This is a genomic window from Citrobacter sp. Cb004 (assembly GCF_030337065.1).
Taxonomy (GTDB): domain Bacteria; phylum Pseudomonadota; class Gammaproteobacteria; order Enterobacterales; family Enterobacteriaceae; genus Citrobacter; species Citrobacter braakii.
Genome location: NZ_JAOWCH010000040.1, coordinates 1 through 18111, shown reverse-complemented (window position 1 = coordinate 18111; position 18111 = coordinate 1). Strand labels below are relative to the sequence as shown.

Sequence of the window (18111 nt, the reverse complement as noted above, 5' to 3'; positions counted from 1 at the left end):
CCTTATTTCTTCTTCGCTTTTTTATCAGCAGCATGGCCGCGATAAGTACGAGTCGGTGCGAATTCACCCAGTTTGTGACCGACCATTTCGTCGGAAACAAATACCGGAACGTGCTGACGACCATTATGGACAGCGATGGTCAAACCGATCATGTTAGGAAAGATCGTTGAACGACGGGACCAAGTGCGCAGGGGCTTCTTGTCTCCGCTTTCCACCGCTTTCTCTACCTTCTTCAGCAAGTGCAGGTCAATAAAAGGACCTTTCTTGAGAGAACGTGGCATGGCTTATCCTCTAAAATTATTTGCTACGGCGACGTACGATGAATTTATCAGTACGCTTGTTGCTGCGGGTCTTCTTACCTTTGGTCTGAACGCCCCACGGAGTTACCGGGTGCTTACCAAAGTTACGACCTTCACCACCACCATGTGGGTGGTCGACTGGGTTCATCGCAGTACCGCGAACGGTAGGACGAACACCACGCCAGCGTGCAGCACCTGCTTTACCCAGAACGCGCAGCATATGCTCAGCATTGCCAACTTCGCCCAGAGTTGCACGGCAGTCTGCTTCGACTTTACGCATTTCACCAGAACGCAGACGCAGGGTGACATAAGCACCATCGCGAGCAACGATCTGAACGTAAGTACCAGCGGAACGTGCCAGCTGACCGCCTTTACCTGGTTTCATTTCTACGTTATGAACAGTAGAACCAACCGGGATATTGCGCATCGGCAGGGTGTTACCTGCTTTGATTGCAGCATCAACGCCAGATTGAACCTGGTCGCCAGCTTTCAGGCCTTTAGGGGCCAGGATGTAACGGCGTTCACCGTCTTTGTACAGAACCAGCGCGATGTTCGCGGAGCGGTTCGGATCGTACTCAAGACGTTCAACAACTGCCGGGATACCGTCTTTGTTGCGTTTGAAGTCAACAATACGATAAGCCTGCTTGTGACCACCACCGATGTGACGAGTGGTGATGCGGCCATTGTTGTTACGACCACCGGATTTGCTGTTTTTTTCAACCAGCGGAGCAAAAGGTTTGCCCTTGTGCAGCTCTGGGTTGACCACTTTAACAACGTGGCGACGACCCGGAGATGTCGGTTTACATTTAACAACTGCCATTGTATTACTCCTCCGACTTACTCAGCGCCGCCGACGAAGTCCAGATTCTGGCCTTCCTTCAGGGTGACGTAAGCTTTTTTCCAGTCGCTACGACGACCGATACGCTGTCCGTGACGTTTAACTTTCCCTTTAACTACCAGGGTGTTAACGACTTCGACTTCGACTTCAAACAGTTTCTGCACAGCAGCTTTGATTTCTGCTTTGGTCGCGTCTTTAGCAACTTTGAGAACGATGGTGTTAGTTTTTTCCATCGCAGTAGACGCTTTTTCAGAAACGTGCGGTGCGCGCAGCACTTTCAGCAGACGTTCTTCACGAATCATGCCAGCATCTCCTCAACTTGCTTAACAGCATCAGCAGTCATTACGACTTTGTCGAAGGCGATCAGGCTAACCGGGTCGATACCAGTTGCATCGCGTACGTCAACCTTGTGCAGGTTGCGCGCAGCCAGGAACAGGTTTTCGTCCAGCTCACCGGTGATGATCAGCACATCTTCCAGAGCCATGTCTTTCAGTTTCTGTGCCAGCAGCTTAGTTTTAGGCGCTTCGACAGAGAATGATTCGACAACGATCAGACGATCCTGACGTACCAGTTCGGACAGAATGCTTTTCAGCGCGCCGCGGTACATCTTTTTGTTAACTTTTTGACTGTGGTCCTGTGGACGAGCAGCGAAGGTCACGCCACCTGAACGCCAGATCGGGCTCTTGATAGAACCTGAACGCGCACGGCCGGTACCTTTCTGGCGCCACGGCTTTTTGCCTGAACCAGTTACTTCAGCACGAGTCTTCTGAGCACGAGTACCCTGACGAGCACCAGCTGCATAAGCAACAACAACCTGGTGAACCAGCGCTTCGTTGAAATCACGACCGAAGGTAGTTTCGGAAACAGTCAGCGCGCTCTGCGCGTCTTTCAATACTAATTCCATTGCTATCCCCTTACGCCTTCACAGCTGGTTTAACGATCAGGTCGCAACCGGTCGCACCCGGAACACCACCTTTAACCAGCAGCAGGTTGCGCTCAGCGTCAACACGTACTACGTCCAGGCTCTGAACGGTTACACGTTCGTTGCCCAGCTGACCTGCCATTTTCTTGCCTTTAAACACTTTGCCCGGAGTCTGGTTCTGACCGATAGAACCCGGAACGCGGTGGGACAAGGAGTTACCGTGAGTAGCGTCCTGGGTACGGAAGTTCCAGCGCTTAACGGTACCAGCGAAACCTTTACCTTTAGAGGTACCGGTTACGTCAACTTTTTTAACGTCAGCAAACAGTTCAACGCTAATGTTCTGACCAACGGTGTATTCTTCACCATCTGCCAGACGGAATTCCCACAGGCCGCGGCCAGCTTCTACGCCAGCTTTAGCAAAGTGGCCAGCTTCCGGCTTAGTTACGCGGTTAGCTTTTTTAGCACCGGTGGTAACCTGAACAGCGCGATAGCCATCGTTAGCCAGATCTTTAACCTGAGTAACGCGGTTTGCTTCAACTTCGATAACGGTTACTGGGATAGATACGCCATCTTCAGTGAAGATGCGGGTCATACCCACTTTTTTACCGACTAAACCAATCATTGTATCAACCTCTCAATCGCTCGATGACCTGATTAACCCAGGCTGATCTGCACGTCTACACCGGCAGCCAGGTCCAGACGCATCAGAGCATCAACGGTTTTTTCAGTTGGCTCAACGATGTCAACCAGACGCTTGTGAGTACGGATCTCGTACTGATCACGCGCGTCTTTGTTGACGTGCGGGGAGATCAGAACGGTGAAACGCTCTTTGCGGGTCGGCAGCGGGATCGGACCACGAACCTGCGCACCAGTGCGCTTGGCAGTCTCGACGATTTCCGCGGTTGATTGATCGATCAGACGATGATCAAACGCTTTCAAACGGATACGGATTCTTTGGTTCTGCATGAGACCAGAGCTCCAATTATTTTATAGACGAAATAGTTACTCCTCAAACCCATTACGATTGATGGGAGAGTGTAACCGTTCTTACGTAGCCCCCTGATTGGGAGCGTTGTTGACGGTAAACCGCCACAGTTCATATCGAACTACCCGTCAGATTTGACAGGCTGGCGTATTATACGTATAGCCGGTACGGATGCAAGTGATTATGGCTATTTGCCATCGATTTCTCTCAGCGCTTGTTGCACACGTGAGCGCAATACTTCGCCATCCGGCGCTTCCTGCCCGGATGCTTCATCATAGGGTATCTCTTCCAGCATACTGTCACCCTCTTCGTTCTGGGTGGGTAAATCGATGCGTATCGGCAGAGGTTTCCGCTTAAAAATGTAATGCACATCCGAGAGTCGATACGCCTGAGAATCGGGCACTCCCTGCGTGGTGGTTGTCGGATGGCGCACCAACCAGACATAATGTCCGTAGTAGCCGCACATTAGCATCAGGCTGACCCACAACAGCCAGCAACAGGAACGCAGCGCCTGCCGCCAGCGGCAACTCGACACTGTTTTCGCATCAATGGGTTGATAGATTCGCATCATCACACTCGCTCCTTAGACGGCGCATGTGTTAGCACAGGTGCCGACTCATTGATTAATACCGGCGCGTCTCCAAGACTCTGACGTAGCCTTATCAGCGTCTCTTTTCCCGGCTTACCATCCACAGGCAAATTCTCCCGCTGCTGGAATGCTTTGACCTTTTCGATTAACCATGGCGTCCATGAGCCCGATTTATCGCCGGGAACGCCCAGCGCGCGGCTCAGCATCGTATCAAACCAGATGATGGTTTCCGCCGGACTCTTTTCACCGATCTGCATTTTCCTGTCAGGCGTTAAATTGAGCATCAGGGTATAATTTCCCTGCCAGTGCTTCGCCAGCCACTCCTGGCTGACGATCCAGGTTTTATTATCAATGATAAGATCCAGCTCGTTTCCTGATACACGCATCACAACACCGTAGACCGGTTGTTTATCGATATTCAAATGCGCAATCCACGGCAACCCGCGCCTGATGAGGTTATCTAAACGTTCCTTGCCGCTTTCGCACACCAACTCAGCGCGATCGGCCTGGTCACACCATGCCTCGTCATGCGCTGTGTCGAATCCCCAGACGCTGAATAATTGCTGCATGGCATCGCGTAATCCTCCCCGTGCGTCGCCAATATCCGGCAGGTTTTCCTTTTTTTGCGTCATCGCCACCGTTAATCCGGCGGGCACAGGAAGTTGAAGGGGAAAAACATCAACCGCCAGCCAGCCGAACGTCAAAGCCAGCGCAGCGTAAAGTCCGGGCAGTATTACCTTGCGCAATACGCAAGAACGGAGAGTAAATGTTTCCAGCAACAATCTTTCCTGTTGAGCGGTTAACACATCCGCTTGCCTGTCCGTTGCTATTTTTCTCGCCGCCCGGGCGATGCGCCCCAGCAACGCCAGGTTTCCCTGCACTGCCCGAACCGCTTTGCGCACAAATTCATGACGCATCCGCACAGGCTCGCCATCCGCCTCACGCAGTTGCTGTTGATGCATAAAATCAAGATATTCATCGTCCGTCGGCGCAGCGATGCTCGCCGACAGCGTAACACGCCGTTTAAGTCGTCGGTTACGCCTGAGCGCTTCGCCCCCCACCAGTAGCAAGCTGGCGCCAGCGTCAAATGAAGCCGCCAGATGACGGAAATTATCGACAAATGCCGGAAGATGTCTGGCGAGCGCGTCAGCATTATCAATGACAATTATTATTGGTTGCGTTGCCGGACTAAGGGCAGGCATCAGCGTTGACCAGAAACGGCTAATTCTCACATCTCGCCAGTCTGGCTGGAGTTTTCCGTGCGTACACGCCGTGTGTGTCAATTGACAGAAACCAGAGAAACCAGTGGCGGTAAACACCACTACCCTGCCGGGAAAATCCTTACCTAACTGATAAATAAGCGTCGATTTACCACACCCCGGTTTGCCGCATAATACGCCCACATCGCCAGCGCCCAGCTCATGAATAAAGATATTCTTGATAAGGGTATGTTGCGAAAAAGAGTAAATTGCATACGGTAATTCGCGTTCAGTCATCGATAAGTTCCAGTAATTGATGCGGGTATTTAACTTATTATATGTCAGGTAAATATTATCAATTTTTTATATTTGAATTAAACGACATGTTCCGACGATTAAATTGAAAACCTGAAAGTAAGCCTATATCATGCTTCTCCCGAAAAGAACAGGCATGCTATTAACAATGGATGTTATCGCGAAGCAATTTACCTTTATATTTAAGAGAAAGCGTAACGATGTGCTGTACTGCGTTATGTTTTTTGTCGGTGTCATTGTTATTATTCATTCGTTATATGCCTATAGATTATTTATTGATTTTATCAATACGAAAAACAAAACCAGTCACTCAATAACGTCCGTTGTCCTCAGGCTGCCAATGAATTTACCGAAAAACAGTAAGGAAAACGCGACTGATAATAAAGAAGATGTTTCAATTAAAAATTCGATGCTCAATCTCCAGCTAAATGGCATTATTGCGAGCACGCTAAAAACACGTTCACAGGCTATTATCACCATTAATGAGAAAGCAAAATTTTACAGTACCGGAGATAAACTTGACGATCTCCCTGACGTAAAAATTACGGACATTGATAATAATAGCGTGACGATTGATAACAATGGCTCCCGGCAACGCATCGTTTTTATTGATGAGCCTGATATATCCTCCAGGGTGCCGGCACCATCGCTGCCACATGACAGCGCGCCACATTCCCTCAGCGACATCATTATTACCAACTTTATCTATCAGCAGGAAGCGCTACAGGGCGTCAGATTAAACGCCCGTGGTCCGGTTGAACGTTTTATAGCAACCGGACTCAGGCCAGGCGATATTGCGATCAAAATGAACAACCATCCGCTAACTCAGGAAACGTCAGCAAAAGCGGCACTACAGGAATTTGTAACCTTAAACTCTGCCCAGTTTACCGTGATACGAAACGGTCAGGAAGCGTTGGTGAATGTATCCGTTACTGAGAATGATTAACCTTAAGGACGACAAAATTGCGCAAAGGAATTAAAAAAACGGCTGCATGGATATTGGCGCTCCAGTTTTGCGCCTTTCCATTTCAAACCATGTCAGCGCAATATTCGGCAAACTTCCAGGATGCGGATCTCCGGGAGTTTATTACCTCGGTCAGTAAGCAAATGGGCAAAACCATTCTGATCGATCCGTCCGTCCAGGGAAAAATCTCCGTTCGCAGCTTTGACAGTTTCAACGAGGAGGAATACTACCAGTTTTTTCTCAGCGTTCTCGATATCTACGGCTACTCGGTTATCACCCTGGATAACGGCCTGCTGAAGGTTGTTCGCTCCGCAACGCTTAAGACCGCGCCGGGGAAAGTATTGGCACAGTCGCAACCAGCGGTCGGCGATGAATTTATCACCCGCGTCGTGGCGCTGAAAAATGTCCCGGTACGCGATCTGGCTCCGCTATTACGCCAGATGATGGACAGCGGCGGCATCGGCAACGTCGTACATTATGATCCTTCTAATGCGCTGTTGATCACCGGCAAAGCCAATATAGTCAATCGCATCCTTGAGGTTGTGAAACGGGTCGATGTTATCGGTACTCAGGAACGTGAGCTTATCAAACTGCGCTACGCCTCGGCAGTTGATTTATCTGATGTAATTAACAGCCTGATTCGCGAAGAGTCAAAGGAAAACCCAACGCAGATCCTGCTGCCTAAAATTGTCGCCGACAAGCGCACCAACGCCCTTCTTATCAGCGGGCCGGACAATGTGCGCCAGCGGATGAAATCTTTAATCGCTAAACTGGATATCGAACAGACCACGCAGGGCAATACTCGCGTGTTCTATTTGAAATACGCCAAAGCCACTAAAATCGTTGAAGTGCTGACCGGCGTGTCAACCAAACTGACGGAAGACAAGCAGTCGTCTTCGCAGAGCGTGGCTACCCCTTCCCGGGATGTCTCGATTAACGCCGATGAACAAACCAACTCGGTGGTCATTACCGCAGACCAGAGCACCATGCAGGAGCTGGAAAAAGTCATCGCTCGTCTGGATATTCGCCGCGCACAGGTACTGGTTGAAGCCATCATTGTGGAAGTCCAGGATGGCAACGGCCTGAATCTTGGCGTGCAGTGGGCCAACAGCAACGTCGGCGGTCAGCAGTTTACCAAAACGGGGCTGCCGATTTTCGACGCATCAAGAGGCGCGCGCCAGTTTGATAAAAATGGTTCGATGACCAGCGACAACCCTATCGCCAGCGCGTTAAGCAGTTTTAACGGCCTGGCGACGGGCTTCTTTGAGGGGGACTGGAGCGTCCTGCTCACCGCGATCTCCTCCGACAACAAAAACGATATCCTCGCCACCCCCAGCATTGTGACGCTGGATAACAAAGAAGCGTCGTTTAATGTCGGCCAGGATGTGCCGGTGCTTTCCGGCTCGCAAACGACCTCCGGCGACAACGTTTTTAATACGGTCGAACGTAAAACCGTCGGCACCAAACTGAAGGTCACACCGCAAATCAACGAAGGCGACGCGGTGCTGATGGAGATCGAGCAGGAAGTGTCGAGCGTCGATACCGCTTCCGGTAACGCCAGCGATCTCGGCCCAACGTTCAACACCCGCACTATCCAGAATGCCGTGCTGGTCAAAAGCGGCGAAACCGTGGTGCTGGGTGGCCTGCTGGATGATTCAAGCAAAGAGCAGGTTTCCAAAGTACCGCTGCTGGGCGATATCCCTGTACTCGGACAGCTATTCCGCTACACCTCAACGGAAAATGCGAAGCGTAATTTGATGGTCTTTATCAGGCCGACCATTATTCGCGACGACGAGGTTTATCGTTCGCTCTCAAAGGATAAGTACACCCGATTTCGTGATTTACAGCAGCAGCGTATTGATAAGCAATCCAGTGGATTGCTTGGCGTGAAGGACGAAGAACGCCCGATGCTTAAAGAGCTGAATTTCGATGTGTCGTCCGATGAGCCCAACAGCCAGCCATCGCGCAATCCCTTCCGGGAATGATCCAACATGACTGACTTATGGACGCGCATTCCTCCCCAGCATCCTCTGCCGCTTAATTACGCACAGGGGCAAAAATTTGGTATCGCGGTCGCGGCGGATGAATTGTTCTACCGCACCGACACGCCGCTGGAAAACGTACTGGAGGCCAGCGTTGCCTGCCAGCGCTTCAGCCGCCTGACGCCAGCGCAATTTGACGACCACCTGGATCAACTTTTCCAGCACGGCGCCGGAGAGTCCCGGCAGATTGCCCAGGATATCGATCAGGAGATCGACCTGACGGCGCTGAGCGAAGAGTTACCCGACAACGCCGATCTGCTCAGTGATGAAAACGACGCACCGGTTATCCGCCTGATCAACGCGGTTCTTCATGAAGCCGTGAAGGAAGGCGCGTCGGATGTGCATATCGAAACCTTCGAAAAATCGCTGGTGGTGCGTTTTCGTATCGATGGTGTCCTCAAGCCAGTCCTTCAGCCCGCTAAAAAACTGGCGCCGCTGCTGATTTCACGTATCAAAGTCATGGCGCGACTGGATATTGCCGAAAAACGACTGCCGCAGGATGGGCGTATTTCCCTGCGCCTCGGACGCAAAAATATTGACGTCCGCGTTTCGACGTTGCCCTCGCAGTACGGCGAAAGAGCTGTTCTGCGTCTGCTGGATAAAAACAGTCTGCGCCTGACGCTGGAGAATATGGGGATGTCGCCGGTGGATAGCCTGCGGCTGAAGGGTTTAGTACAGCAGCCGCACGGCATCATTCTCGTCACCGGCCCGACGGGGTCGGGAAAAAGCACCACGCTGTATGCGATTCTCGCCGAGCTGAATTCCCCCCAGCGTAATATCCTGACCGTCGAAGATCCCATCGAGTACGAGCTGGAAGGCGTCGGACAAACCCAGGTAAACAGCCGGGTGGATATGTCTTTCGCCAGGGGACTGCGTGCCATCCTGCGCCAGGATCCGGACATCGTCATGGTCGGCGAAATTCGTGACGCCGAAACCGCGCAGATAGCGGTTCAGGCATCGCTCACCGGACATCTGGTGCTTTCCACACTGCACACTAACAGCGCCTGCGGTGCGATCACCCGATTACGGGACATGGGCGTTGAACCTTTCCTGCTCTCATCATCGCTAAGCGGCGTTATCGCCCAACGCCTGGTGCGTCGCCTCTGTCCGGCCTGCCGCGCGCATGCTCCCATTCCTGACTCTCAGAAATCCCTCCTGCACGCGCTCGATCCCACCGTTCAGACAATCTGGCAGGCTTGCGGATGCGGCGAATGTCGGGGAACAGGCTATCAGGGGCGACTGGCGATTCATGAAATTATGCTGGTGGATAAAACTATGCGCAACATCATCCATCGCGACGCCGATGAACACGCCCTGGAGCAGTGCCTGCGCCAGCAAAGCCGGAGCCTGCGGGAGAACGGCCTGCTGCGCGTGCTGGCAGGCGAGACCACGCTTGAGGAAGTCATGCGCGTCACCTCTGCGCAAGAGGATACACGATGAAATATCAATGGCAGGCAATGGATGACAGCGGCACGACTCACCGTGGAACGCTGGATGCCGCCAGCAGCAAAGAGGCGCGCGAGGCGCTGCGCGCCCAGGGTCTGCACCCGCTGGTGTTAAATGAGAAAAAGGTCATTTCGCTGTTACGGACGGTAAAAAAAACGCCTCGTTTACGGCTTAGCGGCAGTGAACTGGCGCTGTTCACCCGCCAGCTCGCCACACTGGCCAACGCTTCGCTACCGCTTGAAGAGGCGCTGTTTGTTATTGGCCGGCAGAACAAAAATAATAAACTGGGGCTGGTGCTACACGACCTGCGCGAACGGATCCTCGCCGGACATACGCTTTCCGAATCGCTGGCCGCCTGGCCGCGGATCTTCGATTCCATTTACCGCACGCTGGTGAAAGCCGGTGAAAAAAGCGGACAGCTCGGCTGTGTGCTGGAAAAGCTGGCTGACTACAATGAGTTACGCCAGGCAACGCGCAGTAAACTCATCCAGTCACTGATTTATCCTTCCCTGCTGACCAGCGTGGCGATCGCCGTCGTCGCTATCCTGCTCACCACCGTAGTGCCCAAAATCGTGGAGCAGTTTCTGCATATGAAAGAAGCGCTGCCAATGTCCACGCGCGTGTTGCTGGCAATCAGTGGTGCCATGCGCGACTACGGATTGTGGGTAATCGCATTGCTGCTGATTGCCTTTTTCCTGTTTCGCCACTGGCTCACCCGTCCCGGCAAACGGCATCTGCTTGACCGCTGGCTTCTTGATTTCAAACCCAGTCGCGCCCTGCTGCGCGCTATCCACTGCGCCCGTTATCTGCGCACCCTGAGCATTCTCAATATCAGCGGCGTTCCGCTGCTGGAAGGGATGACGCTGGCAACCGAAGGCATCGGTAACCGAGAAATTAGTCAGCGGCTGGGTCAGGCCGCGGAGCGCGTGCGCCAGGGTTCAGGATTTCATCTCGCCCTGGAAAAATGCGATCTCTTCCCGCCGATGATGCTCTACATGATTGCCTCCGGGGAAAAAAGCGGCCAGCTCAGCGAGCTAATGGCGCGCGCCGCCGACCAGCAGGAAACACTGCTACAAAACCGAATTGCGCTGACGCTGGCGCTGTTTGAACCCGCGCTGATTATTACGATGGCGATGATTGTGCTGTTCATCATCGTCTCGGTTCTGCAACCCATTTTGCAACTCAACTCATTGGTAAGTTAAGGATAAAACGTGAATAGTGATGCACATAAGCAGCGAGGATTTACGCTGCTGGAGATGATGGTGGTGCTGGTTATTTTGGGCATCCTCGCAAGCCTGGTCGTCCCCAGTTTAATGGGCAATAAAGACAAAGCCGATCACCAGAAAGCCGTCAGCGACATCGTGGCGCTGGAGAATGCGCTGGATATGTACAAACTGGATAACTATCGCTATCCGCTGACGGCACAGGGGTTAAAGGCGCTGGTCGAAAAACCGACCGCCAGCCCAATCCCGGAAAATTACAACGCGAAGGGATATATCAAGCGTCTGCCACAGGATCCCTGGGGTAATGAGTATCTGCTGGTTAGCCCTGGTGAACACGGCGATTACGATATTCTCTCCGCAGGTCAGGACGGTGAACCCGGCACCACTGACGACATTACTAACTGGGAACTGGGTAAAGCGAAATAATCGGAATGAGGCAGAAGGGATTCACGCTACTGGAGGTCATTCTGGTGCTGACGATTATCGCGCTTGGCGCCTCGCTGGTGATGATGACCTACGGGCGACAAAATGATACTGCGAAAGCGATTACCGCAGTTGAACAGCTGGCGGCACTGACTGAATATGCCGCTGACTGGTCAACCATGGAGGACCGCAGTACCGGTATTGAGATCCGCGAACAAGGCTGGCGCATCGTCACACCGATTGGCAATCGCTGGCAGACGCCAACCCAGTTCTATCGCCTGGCGACCGAGGGCAAGTGGGAAAATGACTGGCAGGTGGCTCTGTTCCCAGCGTCGCTCGCCAGGCAATCCGTCGGCACGCCGCAAATTCTGATTCACCCGGACGGTGAAATTACGCCGTTTACGCTACACATCCGCAGCCGTAAAAATAATACGCTGCTGTTCACGCTCGCCAGCACTGGCGGGCTGCCGCTGGTGCTCACCCGAGGCGAAAGCCGATGAGCCAAAGGCAATCAGGAATGACGCTTCTGGAAGTGCTGCTGGCGATATTCATTTTCGCCACCTGCTCTCTCGCGCTACTCAACAGCCTGCACGGTCAGGTTAGCGCCACCGCAAAAATGGAAGAACAGGTGCTTGCCGGTTGGGTAGCAGATAATGTGCTCAAAACCTATCAACTGGCCGGGCAGAGCCCCGCTAAAACAGCGACAGGCAGCAGCATTATGGGTAAACGCCGCTGGGACTGGTCGTTGACAGTCTCACCCGCCGATGCTTCCGGCCTCAGCACCTGGACAGCAGACGTCGCTCTTGAGGACAAACAGCAGATCCGCCTGCAGCGCTTTATCCCCTCGCCGCAAGGAGGACCGCAAAATGTCTCCCGGCCCTGAGAAACAGCACGGCTTTACCCTGCTGGAAGTTTTACTGGCTATTGCCCTGTTCGCCATGCTCAGCCTGCTGACGGCGCAGATGCTGACGACGACAATTGACAGTAACGAGCAGACCAAAAAGCATCAGCAGCGTTTTTCCGCTATCGTGCGTACCGTCAATTTGCTGGATAAAGATATCCGACAGCGGGTGCCGGTAACCGAATTGCAGGGCGAAAAAGAGACGCTGATGCTGACGACAGCCAGCAGTAACAGTTATCCTGGCGCCTGCTGCGCGCCCGATATCCAGCGAGTTCAGTGGTATCTGCAGGATTATACTTTATACCGCACGCTCTGGCGCTACCCGGAAGATGCAACTCCGGCCATCACTCAGCCGATGCTCAATGGTGTGAACGCCTTCACGTTGCGTTATTACAACAGTAAAGAGAAAGCGTGGACGGACACGGCGACAATCCCATCTCCTGGCGCGATGGAAGTCACTCTTAAACTTGCTGATTCCGGCACAATAACTCGTCTGACGCTGTGGCCAGAGAACCGCCAGCCAGGAGAACAGCAATGACCCGGCAAAAGGGCGTGGCGCTGCTGGTAGTGCTGATGATCCTGGCAATTATGGCGGCGCTGGCCAGCGAAATGACCGTGCGCTACCAGATCAACCTCAAACGCACCAGCTACACCCGGATGCGGCTACAGCAAAACTGGCTGGCAGAGCTGGCTGAAAGCCAGGCCATGCGTATTCTTGAACAGGACCTGCGGGATAATGAGAAATACCTCACTCACGAGCAGCTCTGGGCGCAGCCGCAGCGTATTCAGCTCGCCAGCGGCGACGTTGTCAGTTGGCAGCTATCTGACGAGCAGGCCTGTTACAACATTAATGCGCTGATTAACGCCCCGACCGACCGAATGAAAGAGCCGCCCGCCAGCGTGAGCGTCTTTCTCGCGCTGCTGGACAACATTGGCGTCACCAATGCCCAGGCTGAGGCGCTGGTTGATGCTATCGCCGACTACATCGATAACGACGATATTCCACGCGCCTCCGGTGCCGAAAATGAGTATTACCAAACAAGTAACGACCCCCACACCATTGGCGGACGACGTATCTGGTCAATCAGTGAGCTCAAACAAATCAAAGGGATGACGCTTTCTCTTTACCAGCAAATCTCCCCGCTACTCTGCGCGCTGCCTGATGATGAGCTAAAAATCAACATCAACACCCTGACGCGCCGGGATGCACCGTTGCTTGCGGCGATGCTCAGTAATGCTGTCCCGCCACGCGAGATTGAGCGCTTTTTTGATACCCCACGCAAAGGACGCAAAATCAGCATTGAGACGTTGTTAAAGACATTCGATAAGGATAATCCGACTCATAAGCTGTCGCAGACCACATTCAAAAGCATTGCGGTGGCGACCAGTCGTTACTTCCGCCTTGAAACGACTATCGAACAGGGCGATAGCGCCGGGAGCACCATCAGCCAGCTGGAATACGATCCCAAAAGAAAGGCTCTGTTTATTACAGCCCGCAAAAGCGTGGCGCGCGACCATTAAAGGGAACTAAATGACGCCAGACACATTACTGCTACGTCCGCTGCCGGGAAAACTGGAATGGTGCTGCCCCAACGAGGCACAACTTCCGGTTATTGTTGAACAGGCGGATTACCTCCAGCCAAACGCGCTGGCCGACCTGCCTGATGCCGGTAACGCCTGCCTGTTCCTGTCGCCTGATTATTTCTGTTTTCGCCGCGTCGAATTACCGACGGAAAACTACAAAATCAGTGAACAAACGCTGGGCTGGCTGGTGGAGGACGCCGTTGTCGGTAATACAGACAGCCTGCACTGGACGGTTCTCGCCAGAGAAGAAAACACGCTCCATCTCGCCGGGATCGCCAGGACCACGCTGAACGATCTATTGACGACTTTCCGCACAGCTGGCGTGACGTTGACGCATATCGTTCCGGATGGTTTCTGGCTGCCGTATGTCACGGATAGCTGGAGTCTGCTAAAACAAGATGAGCGATGGTTAATCCGTTACGACGCGTGGAAAACAGGCGTGCTGAGTGAAGCACTGCTCACGCATTTACTCGCCAGCCATACAGAGCAAAAAATCATCAGCGCCAGCCCGCTTCCTGTGCCTCACGCTTATGTCGAATACCTTGACTGGCAGCCGCCGCTGGCGTGCGCCTGCAATGGCGATAATATTCAGGACATTAACGTATTACACGGCAGCTTCCGCCCTTTGCCCCCGACACAACCGACCCCGCGTCTGCTGAAATATGCCGCCATAGCAACATTTGCCCTGGCGATAGCGCTCTTCTCAGGGCTGAAAGGGGTGATGCTCTGGCAGCTTCATCAACAGAAACAGGCGCTCTCAGCTGAAGGTGCCACCCTGTGGAACCGCTATTTCCCAGGTGATAACCGCAACAGCAATTTTAAATATTTCTTCGAATCGTCCGCGAGGGATCGCTATCCGGATGTGCTGACGTTACTGACTCAGCTTCAGACCCGATTAAGCACATTGCCGGGGCTTACCATCCGCGAGGTCAACTACCGGCTCGAACAACGCCTTTTTACCCTGACGCTCAACGTTCGCGATCCGGAACATCTTCGCCGCTTTATGGTGCAGACAAACGACGAATTTATCCTGACTCAACCGCCAGAAGGGACGACAGGTAGCGTCCGGCTGACCCTGAAGGAGCGCAAATGAATATGAATAGCTGGTGGAGCGAAAAAAACGGCAGAGAGCAACGCAGTCTGATATTCCTCGCCATTTTCTGTCTGCTGGCGGGATTCTGGTACGGCGTGGTTCAGCCCCTGGATAACGCTATTGCACAGCAGGGGGAGGAAAATGATCGTCTCAGGAGTGAGATCCAGTGGGTAAATGAGGCGATTCAGCGTCGCGGATTAGTTGCCGGTAGACCGGGCACAAAGACCGATCCGGCACTGATACAACATAGCGCGCAGCAGGCAGATCTGAATATCAGCGTGGTGACATCCACTCCCGATCATTTTGCGATCTCGCTTCCCGTTGTCAAAACCGAACCATTATTTGCGTGGCTTAATACCCTACAAAATGAGGGAATACAGGTTTCGCAACTCACGTTTAGCGCCCGCCCGGTCGCCGGGGAGATTGCGGTGGAAGCCCTTGAACTCTATCCGGTGGGAAAATGACGGAACTCATTAACATTGCAGCAATGGCGCTTGTCGGGCTGATAGTCGGCAGCTTTATGAATGTAGTGGTTTATCGACTGCCGATCATGATTGAGCATCGGCACAGCGAAACATGGAATATCGCCTGGCCTCCGTCGCACTGTCTGCACTGCCAGCACAGGCTATCGGTGCGTAACACTATTCCACTATTCAGTTGGCTGTGGCAGCGGGGGCGGTGCCAGGCCTGCGCGCAGCCCATTTCATGGCGTTACCCACTGACTGAACTGGCGTGTTCTTGTGTTTTTGCGCTTAGCGCCGCGTTTGTCTCTTCAATATCAGATGCGATTGCCATCATGACGCTGTTCTGGTTTATTTTCGCCCTGGCGCAAATTGATCTCCGGACGTACCTGCTGCCGGATGTGCTGACGCTGCCGCTGCTCTGGCTCGGTCTGCTATATCACAGCGTTTACGACAGAGAGATGTTACCCAACGCGCTGTACGGCGCTGTCGCTGGCTATCTGACGCTCTGGCTGGTCTGGTGGGGATGCAAAATACTTGCGGGCAAAGAGGGCATCGGCCTGGGTGACGCTAAGCTATTGGCGGCGATGGGGGCCTGGTGTGGATGGCCAGCGCTACCGCCCATTTTACTCGCTGCATCGTTGCTAGGCATTGTCTGGTGGCTGATCCTACGCCTTACCCGAAGGACGTCGATACCGCTTATTGCGTTCGGTCCGTGGCTTGGACTGGCAGGTTGGTTGATTTTCAGCGCGCAAAGCTCAGGTGTTATCGGGTACTGAAAGGAGCGGCAGGCCTGCCGCTCTGCAAAGTTTGCGTCTACGCTTCGCGAATCTGTGCCTGAAGATAGTTCTGAAGTCCCATCTTCTGGAGCAGATCCAGTTCCGTTTCCAGCCAGTCAATGTGACCTTCTTCATCAGCAAGGATTTCGATCATCATATCCCGGCTAACGTAGTCATGGACGCTGTCGGCATAGGCAATGGCTTCACGTAAATCTTTAGCCCCATCGAGTTCGAGTCGAAGATCGGATTGCAGCATCTCTTCAACGTCTTCGCCTATACCCAACTTACCAAGATCCTGTAAGTTTGGGAGCCCTTCTAAGAATAAAATACGCTCGATATATTTATCAGCGTGTTTCATCTCATCGATAGATTCATGGTACTCAACATCATTGAGGCGAGTCAGTCCCCAGTTTTTGAACATACGAGCATGGAGAAAATACTGGTTGATTGCGACAAGCTCATTTCCCAATAGTTTATTGAGATAATTTATGATTTTAACATCACCTTTCATTTTATAGTCCCTCCGCTTCCACTCTTAGAGCGTAGATGGGGCTACAGGGATGTCAAAAAAAAGAGTGTGACTTAGGCGATCTCTTTAAATTCTGGCATTTGCGTTAATTCATCCTGCATGACTTCGCGGGCAGCACGAATGCACTTACCGCATTGATTTCCAACAGGAATAAATTTACGCAATTGCTGAAAGGACTGAGGATGAAACTGGCGAACAGCCTGACGTATTTTTTTATCACTTATCGCATTACACAAACAAACGTACATGATCGCTCCCGTTCAATTTCTGCGCAAAGTGTAAATGAGAATAGTTATGATTACAATAGCACAACGCTATTTACGCAGCGGGAGAATGAATGAAAAATGCGAATAAATATGACAACAGCTAAATCGCGGACAGCAAAAAGGGCGCCGAAGCGCCCTTTTTAAGCTCAAAGCTAATTAATCAATAATTAGCTCATTACTTTAGCAACAACGCCCGCACCAACAGTACGGCCGCCTTCACGGATTGCGAAACGCAGACCGTCGTCCATCGCGATTGGGTGGATCAGGGTAACAACCATTTTGATGTTGTCGCCCGGCATTACCATCTCAACGCCTTCCGGCAGTTCGATGGTACCAGTCACGTCAGTAGTACGGAAGTAGAACTGCGGACGGTAGCCTTTGAAGAACGGAGTATGACGGCCGCCTTCGTCTTTGGACAGAATGTACACTTCAGATTCGAACTTGGTGTGCGGCTTGATAGAGCCCGGCTTAGCCAGTACCTGACCACGTTCGATTTCTTCACGTTTGATACCACGCAGCAGAACACCAACGTTCTCACCAGCACGGCCTTCGTCCAGCAGTTTGCGGAACATTTCAACGCCAGTACAGGTAGACTTAGCAGTATCCTTGATACCAACGATTTCAACTTCTTCACCAACTTTGATGATACCGCGCTCTACACGACCGGTAACAACGGTACCACGACCGGAGATGGAGAATACGTCTTCGATAGGCAGCAGGAACGGCTTGTCAATCGCACGCTCTGGTTCCGGGATGTAAGAATCCAGGAAGCCAGCCAGTTCGATGATTTTCGCTTCCCACTCTGCTTCGCCTTCCAGCGCTTTCAGAGCAGAACCACGAACGATCGGAGTGTCGTCGCCCGGGAAATCGTACTGAGACAGAAGTTCACGAACTTCCATTTCTACCAGTTCCAGCAGCTCTTCGTCATCAACCATGTCGCATTTGTTCAGGAACACGATGATGTACGGAACGCCTACCTGACGACCCAGCAGGATGTGCTCACGAGTCTGCGGCATCGGGCCGTCAGTCGCAGCAACAACCAGGATCGCGCCATCCATCTGCGCAGCACCGGTGATCATGTTTTTAACATAGTCGGCGTGGCCCGGGCAGTCTACGTGTGCGTAGTGGCGAGTCGGGGTGTCATATTCAACGTGAGAAGTGTTGATGGTGATACCACGAGCTTTTTCTTCCGGCGCGTTATCGATCTGGTCGAATGCACGAGCAGCACCGCCGTAGGTTTTAGCCAGTACGGT

Annotated in this window: 23 protein-coding genes; 12 read left to right on the top strand and 11 right to left on the bottom strand. The window is 52.7% G+C overall.

The features are described from left to right. Positions 1–2: 2 nt before the first annotated feature. From rpsS to OGV65_RS03190, 8 genes are all read right to left on the bottom strand, one after another. A complete protein-coding gene (gene rpsS, locus OGV65_RS03225; RefSeq protein ID WP_001138115.1) occupies positions 3–281 on the bottom strand; it encodes a 30S ribosomal protein S19 in 279 nt (92 codons plus the stop codon). Positions 282–297: 16 nt separating this feature from the next. Then, entirely contained in the window at positions 298–1119 is an 822-nt protein-coding gene (rplB, locus tag OGV65_RS03220) for a 50S ribosomal protein L2 (RefSeq protein WP_016154746.1), read from the bottom strand. Between the two features lie 17 nt (positions 1120–1136). Further along, a complete protein-coding gene (gene rplW, locus OGV65_RS03215; RefSeq protein WP_000617546.1) occupies positions 1137–1439 on the bottom strand; it encodes a 50S ribosomal protein L23 in 303 nt (100 codons plus the stop codon). After that, positions 1436–2041 carry a 50S ribosomal protein L4 gene (gene rplD, locus OGV65_RS03210; protein WP_003031119.1) on the bottom strand — a complete coding sequence of 202 codons (606 nt, stop codon included), beginning with the start codon at positions 2039–2041 and terminating at the stop codon, positions 1436–1438. Before rplD ends, rplW begins: the two co-directional genes overlap by 4 nt. Positions 2042–2051: 10 nt before the next feature. Beyond that, complete coding sequence (rplC, locus tag OGV65_RS03205) at positions 2052–2681, bottom strand: 50S ribosomal protein L3 (RefSeq protein ID WP_003031117.1); 630 nt, start codon at positions 2679–2681, stop codon at positions 2052–2054. 32 nt (positions 2682–2713) lie between these two features. Further along, the gene (gene rpsJ / locus OGV65_RS03200; RefSeq protein WP_001181005.1) at positions 2714–3025 is read right to left on the bottom strand and encodes a 30S ribosomal protein S10; all 312 of its coding nucleotides are present in this window, start codon (positions 3023–3025) and stop codon (positions 2714–2716) included. A 206-nt stretch (positions 3026–3231) separates the two neighbouring features. Next, positions 3232–3615, bottom strand: a complete 384-nt coding sequence (locus OGV65_RS03195) for a type II secretion system protein GspB, cryptic system variant (RefSeq protein ID WP_286454609.1) — start codon at positions 3613–3615, stop codon at positions 3232–3234. Continuing rightward, positions 3615–5129 carry a peptidoglycan-binding protein gene (locus OGV65_RS03190; RefSeq protein ID WP_286454608.1) on the bottom strand — a complete coding sequence of 505 codons (1515 nt, stop codon included), beginning with the start codon at positions 5127–5129 and terminating at the stop codon, positions 3615–3617. The genes OGV65_RS03195 and OGV65_RS03190 overlap by 1 nt, the downstream gene beginning before the upstream one ends. Before the next feature lie 154 nt (positions 5130–5283). Here OGV65_RS03190 and gspC point away from each other — a divergent pair, with 154 nt between their 5' ends. The 12 genes from gspC to OGV65_RS03130 are packed head-to-tail and all read left to right on the top strand — an operon-like array spanning position 5284 to position 16063. Beyond that, positions 5284–6093, top strand: coding sequence for a type II secretion system protein GspC (gene gspC, locus OGV65_RS03185; RefSeq protein ID WP_286454607.1), 810 nt, complete (start codon positions 5284–5286; stop codon positions 6091–6093). Positions 6094–6110: 17 nt separating this feature from the next. Next, the gene (gene gspD / locus OGV65_RS03180) at positions 6111–8096 is read left to right on the top strand and encodes a type II secretion system secretin GspD (protein WP_103767382.1); all 1986 of its coding nucleotides are present in this window, start codon (positions 6111–6113) and stop codon (positions 8094–8096) included. 6 nt (positions 8097–8102) lie between these two features. Then, a complete protein-coding gene (gspE, locus tag OGV65_RS03175; RefSeq protein ID WP_286454606.1) occupies positions 8103–9593 on the top strand; it encodes a type II secretion system ATPase GspE in 1491 nt (496 codons plus the stop codon). Further along, a complete protein-coding gene (gene gspF, locus OGV65_RS03170) occupies positions 9590–10801 on the top strand; it encodes a type II secretion system inner membrane protein GspF (RefSeq protein ID WP_047501498.1) in 1212 nt (403 codons plus the stop codon). Before gspE ends, gspF begins: the two co-directional genes overlap by 4 nt. Positions 10802–10810: 9 nt before the next feature. Then, positions 10811–11248 carry a type II secretion system major pseudopilin GspG gene (gene gspG / locus OGV65_RS03165; protein ID WP_259689405.1) on the top strand — a complete coding sequence of 146 codons (438 nt, stop codon included), beginning with the start codon at positions 10811–10813 and terminating at the stop codon, positions 11246–11248. A gap of 5 nt (positions 11249–11253) precedes the next feature. Then, positions 11254–11745 (top strand): type II secretion system minor pseudopilin GspH, encoded by a 492-nt coding sequence (gene gspH, locus OGV65_RS03160; protein WP_259689406.1) that lies wholly within the window; start codon positions 11254–11256, stop codon positions 11743–11745. Next, positions 11742–12128: a type II secretion system minor pseudopilin GspI gene (gene gspI, locus OGV65_RS03155; RefSeq protein WP_142418365.1), complete on the top strand. Its 387-nt coding sequence runs from the start codon at positions 11742–11744 to the stop codon at positions 12126–12128. Before gspH ends, gspI begins: the two co-directional genes overlap by 4 nt. Beyond that, positions 12112–12684 (top strand): type II secretion system protein GspJ, encoded by a 573-nt coding sequence (locus OGV65_RS03150; RefSeq protein ID WP_286454605.1) that lies wholly within the window; start codon positions 12112–12114, stop codon positions 12682–12684. Before gspI ends, OGV65_RS03150 begins: the two co-directional genes overlap by 17 nt. Continuing rightward, entirely contained in the window at positions 12681–13667 is a 987-nt protein-coding gene (gene gspK / locus OGV65_RS03145; protein ID WP_286454604.1) for a type II secretion system minor pseudopilin GspK, read from the top strand. Before OGV65_RS03150 ends, gspK begins: the two co-directional genes overlap by 4 nt. A gap of 10 nt (positions 13668–13677) precedes the next feature. Beyond that, a complete protein-coding gene (gene gspL, locus OGV65_RS03140) occupies positions 13678–14823 on the top strand; it encodes a type II secretion system protein GspL (RefSeq protein WP_286454603.1) in 1146 nt (381 codons plus the stop codon). Further along, positions 14820–15287, top strand: a complete 468-nt coding sequence (locus OGV65_RS03135) for a type II secretion system protein M (RefSeq protein ID WP_200048506.1) — start codon at positions 14820–14822, stop codon at positions 15285–15287. Before gspL ends, OGV65_RS03135 begins: the two co-directional genes overlap by 4 nt. Continuing rightward, a complete protein-coding gene (locus OGV65_RS03130; RefSeq protein WP_286454602.1) occupies positions 15284–16063 on the top strand; it encodes a prepilin peptidase in 780 nt (259 codons plus the stop codon). Before OGV65_RS03135 ends, OGV65_RS03130 begins: the two co-directional genes overlap by 4 nt. Before the next feature lie 37 nt (positions 16064–16100). On the opposite strand, the gene bfr is transcribed toward OGV65_RS03130, so the two are convergent. The 3 genes from bfr to tuf all read right to left on the bottom strand — a co-directional run. Next, a complete protein-coding gene (bfr, locus tag OGV65_RS03125; RefSeq protein WP_016154761.1) occupies positions 16101–16574 on the bottom strand; it encodes a bacterioferritin in 474 nt (157 codons plus the stop codon). Positions 16575–16645: 71 nt separating this feature from the next. Continuing rightward, complete coding sequence (gene bfd / locus OGV65_RS03120; protein WP_003031111.1) at positions 16646–16840, bottom strand: bacterioferritin-associated ferredoxin; 195 nt, start codon at positions 16838–16840, stop codon at positions 16646–16648. 185 nt (positions 16841–17025) lie between these two features. Continuing rightward, a partial coding sequence (gene tuf, locus OGV65_RS03115; RefSeq protein ID WP_160955304.1) for an elongation factor Tu occupies positions 17026–18111 on the bottom strand: 1086 nt, incomplete at its 5' end.

Excerpts from the sequence above, each read along its gene's own strand:
- rpsJ (WP_001181005.1), bottom strand. The coding sequence starts at position 3,025 with ATGCAGAACCAAAGAATCCGTATCCGTTTGAAAGCGTTTGATCATCGT.
- OGV65_RS03190 (WP_286454608.1), bottom strand. The coding sequence starts at position 5,129 with ATGACTGAACGCGAATTACCGTATGCAATTTACTCTTTTTCGCAACAT.
- rplW (WP_000617546.1), bottom strand. The coding sequence starts at position 1,439 with ATGATTCGTGAAGAACGTCTGCTGAAAGTGCTGCGCGCACCGCACGTT.
- rplD (WP_003031119.1), bottom strand. The coding sequence starts at position 2,041 with ATGGAATTAGTATTGAAAGACGCGCAGAGCGCGCTGACTGTTTCCGAA.
- gspH (WP_259689406.1), top strand. The coding sequence starts at position 11,254 with ATGAGGCAGAAGGGATTCACGCTACTGGAGGTCATTCTGGTGCTGACG.
- rpsS (WP_001138115.1), bottom strand. The coding sequence starts at position 281 with ATGCCACGTTCTCTCAAGAAAGGTCCTTTTATTGACCTGCACTTGCTG.
- OGV65_RS03130 (WP_286454602.1), top strand. The coding sequence starts at position 15,284 with ATGACGGAACTCATTAACATTGCAGCAATGGCGCTTGTCGGGCTGATA.
- OGV65_RS03135 (WP_200048506.1), top strand. The coding sequence starts at position 14,820 with ATGAATATGAATAGCTGGTGGAGCGAAAAAAACGGCAGAGAGCAACGC.
- gspC (WP_286454607.1), top strand. The coding sequence starts at position 5,284 with ATGCTATTAACAATGGATGTTATCGCGAAGCAATTTACCTTTATATTT.
- gspI (WP_142418365.1), top strand. The coding sequence starts at position 11,742 with ATGAGCCAAAGGCAATCAGGAATGACGCTTCTGGAAGTGCTGCTGGCG.
- OGV65_RS03195 (WP_286454609.1), bottom strand. The coding sequence starts at position 3,615 with ATGATGCGAATCTATCAACCCATTGATGCGAAAACAGTGTCGAGTTGC.
- gspF (WP_047501498.1), top strand. The coding sequence starts at position 9,590 with ATGAAATATCAATGGCAGGCAATGGATGACAGCGGCACGACTCACCGT.
- gspE (WP_286454606.1), top strand. The coding sequence starts at position 8,103 with ATGACTGACTTATGGACGCGCATTCCTCCCCAGCATCCTCTGCCGCTT.
- OGV65_RS03150 (WP_286454605.1), top strand. The coding sequence starts at position 12,112 with ATGTCTCCCGGCCCTGAGAAACAGCACGGCTTTACCCTGCTGGAAGTT.
- bfr (WP_016154761.1), bottom strand. The coding sequence starts at position 16,574 with ATGAAAGGTGATGTTAAAATCATAAATTATCTCAATAAACTATTGGGA.
- rplC (WP_003031117.1), bottom strand. The coding sequence starts at position 2,681 with ATGATTGGTTTAGTCGGTAAAAAAGTGGGTATGACCCGCATCTTCACT.
- bfd (WP_003031111.1), bottom strand. The coding sequence starts at position 16,840 with ATGTACGTTTGTTTGTGTAATGCGATAAGTGATAAAAAAATACGTCAG.
- gspK (WP_286454604.1), top strand. The coding sequence starts at position 12,681 with ATGACCCGGCAAAAGGGCGTGGCGCTGCTGGTAGTGCTGATGATCCTG.
- rplB (WP_016154746.1), bottom strand. The coding sequence starts at position 1,119 with ATGGCAGTTGTTAAATGTAAACCGACATCTCCGGGTCGTCGCCACGTT.
- gspL (WP_286454603.1), top strand. The coding sequence starts at position 13,678 with ATGACGCCAGACACATTACTGCTACGTCCGCTGCCGGGAAAACTGGAA.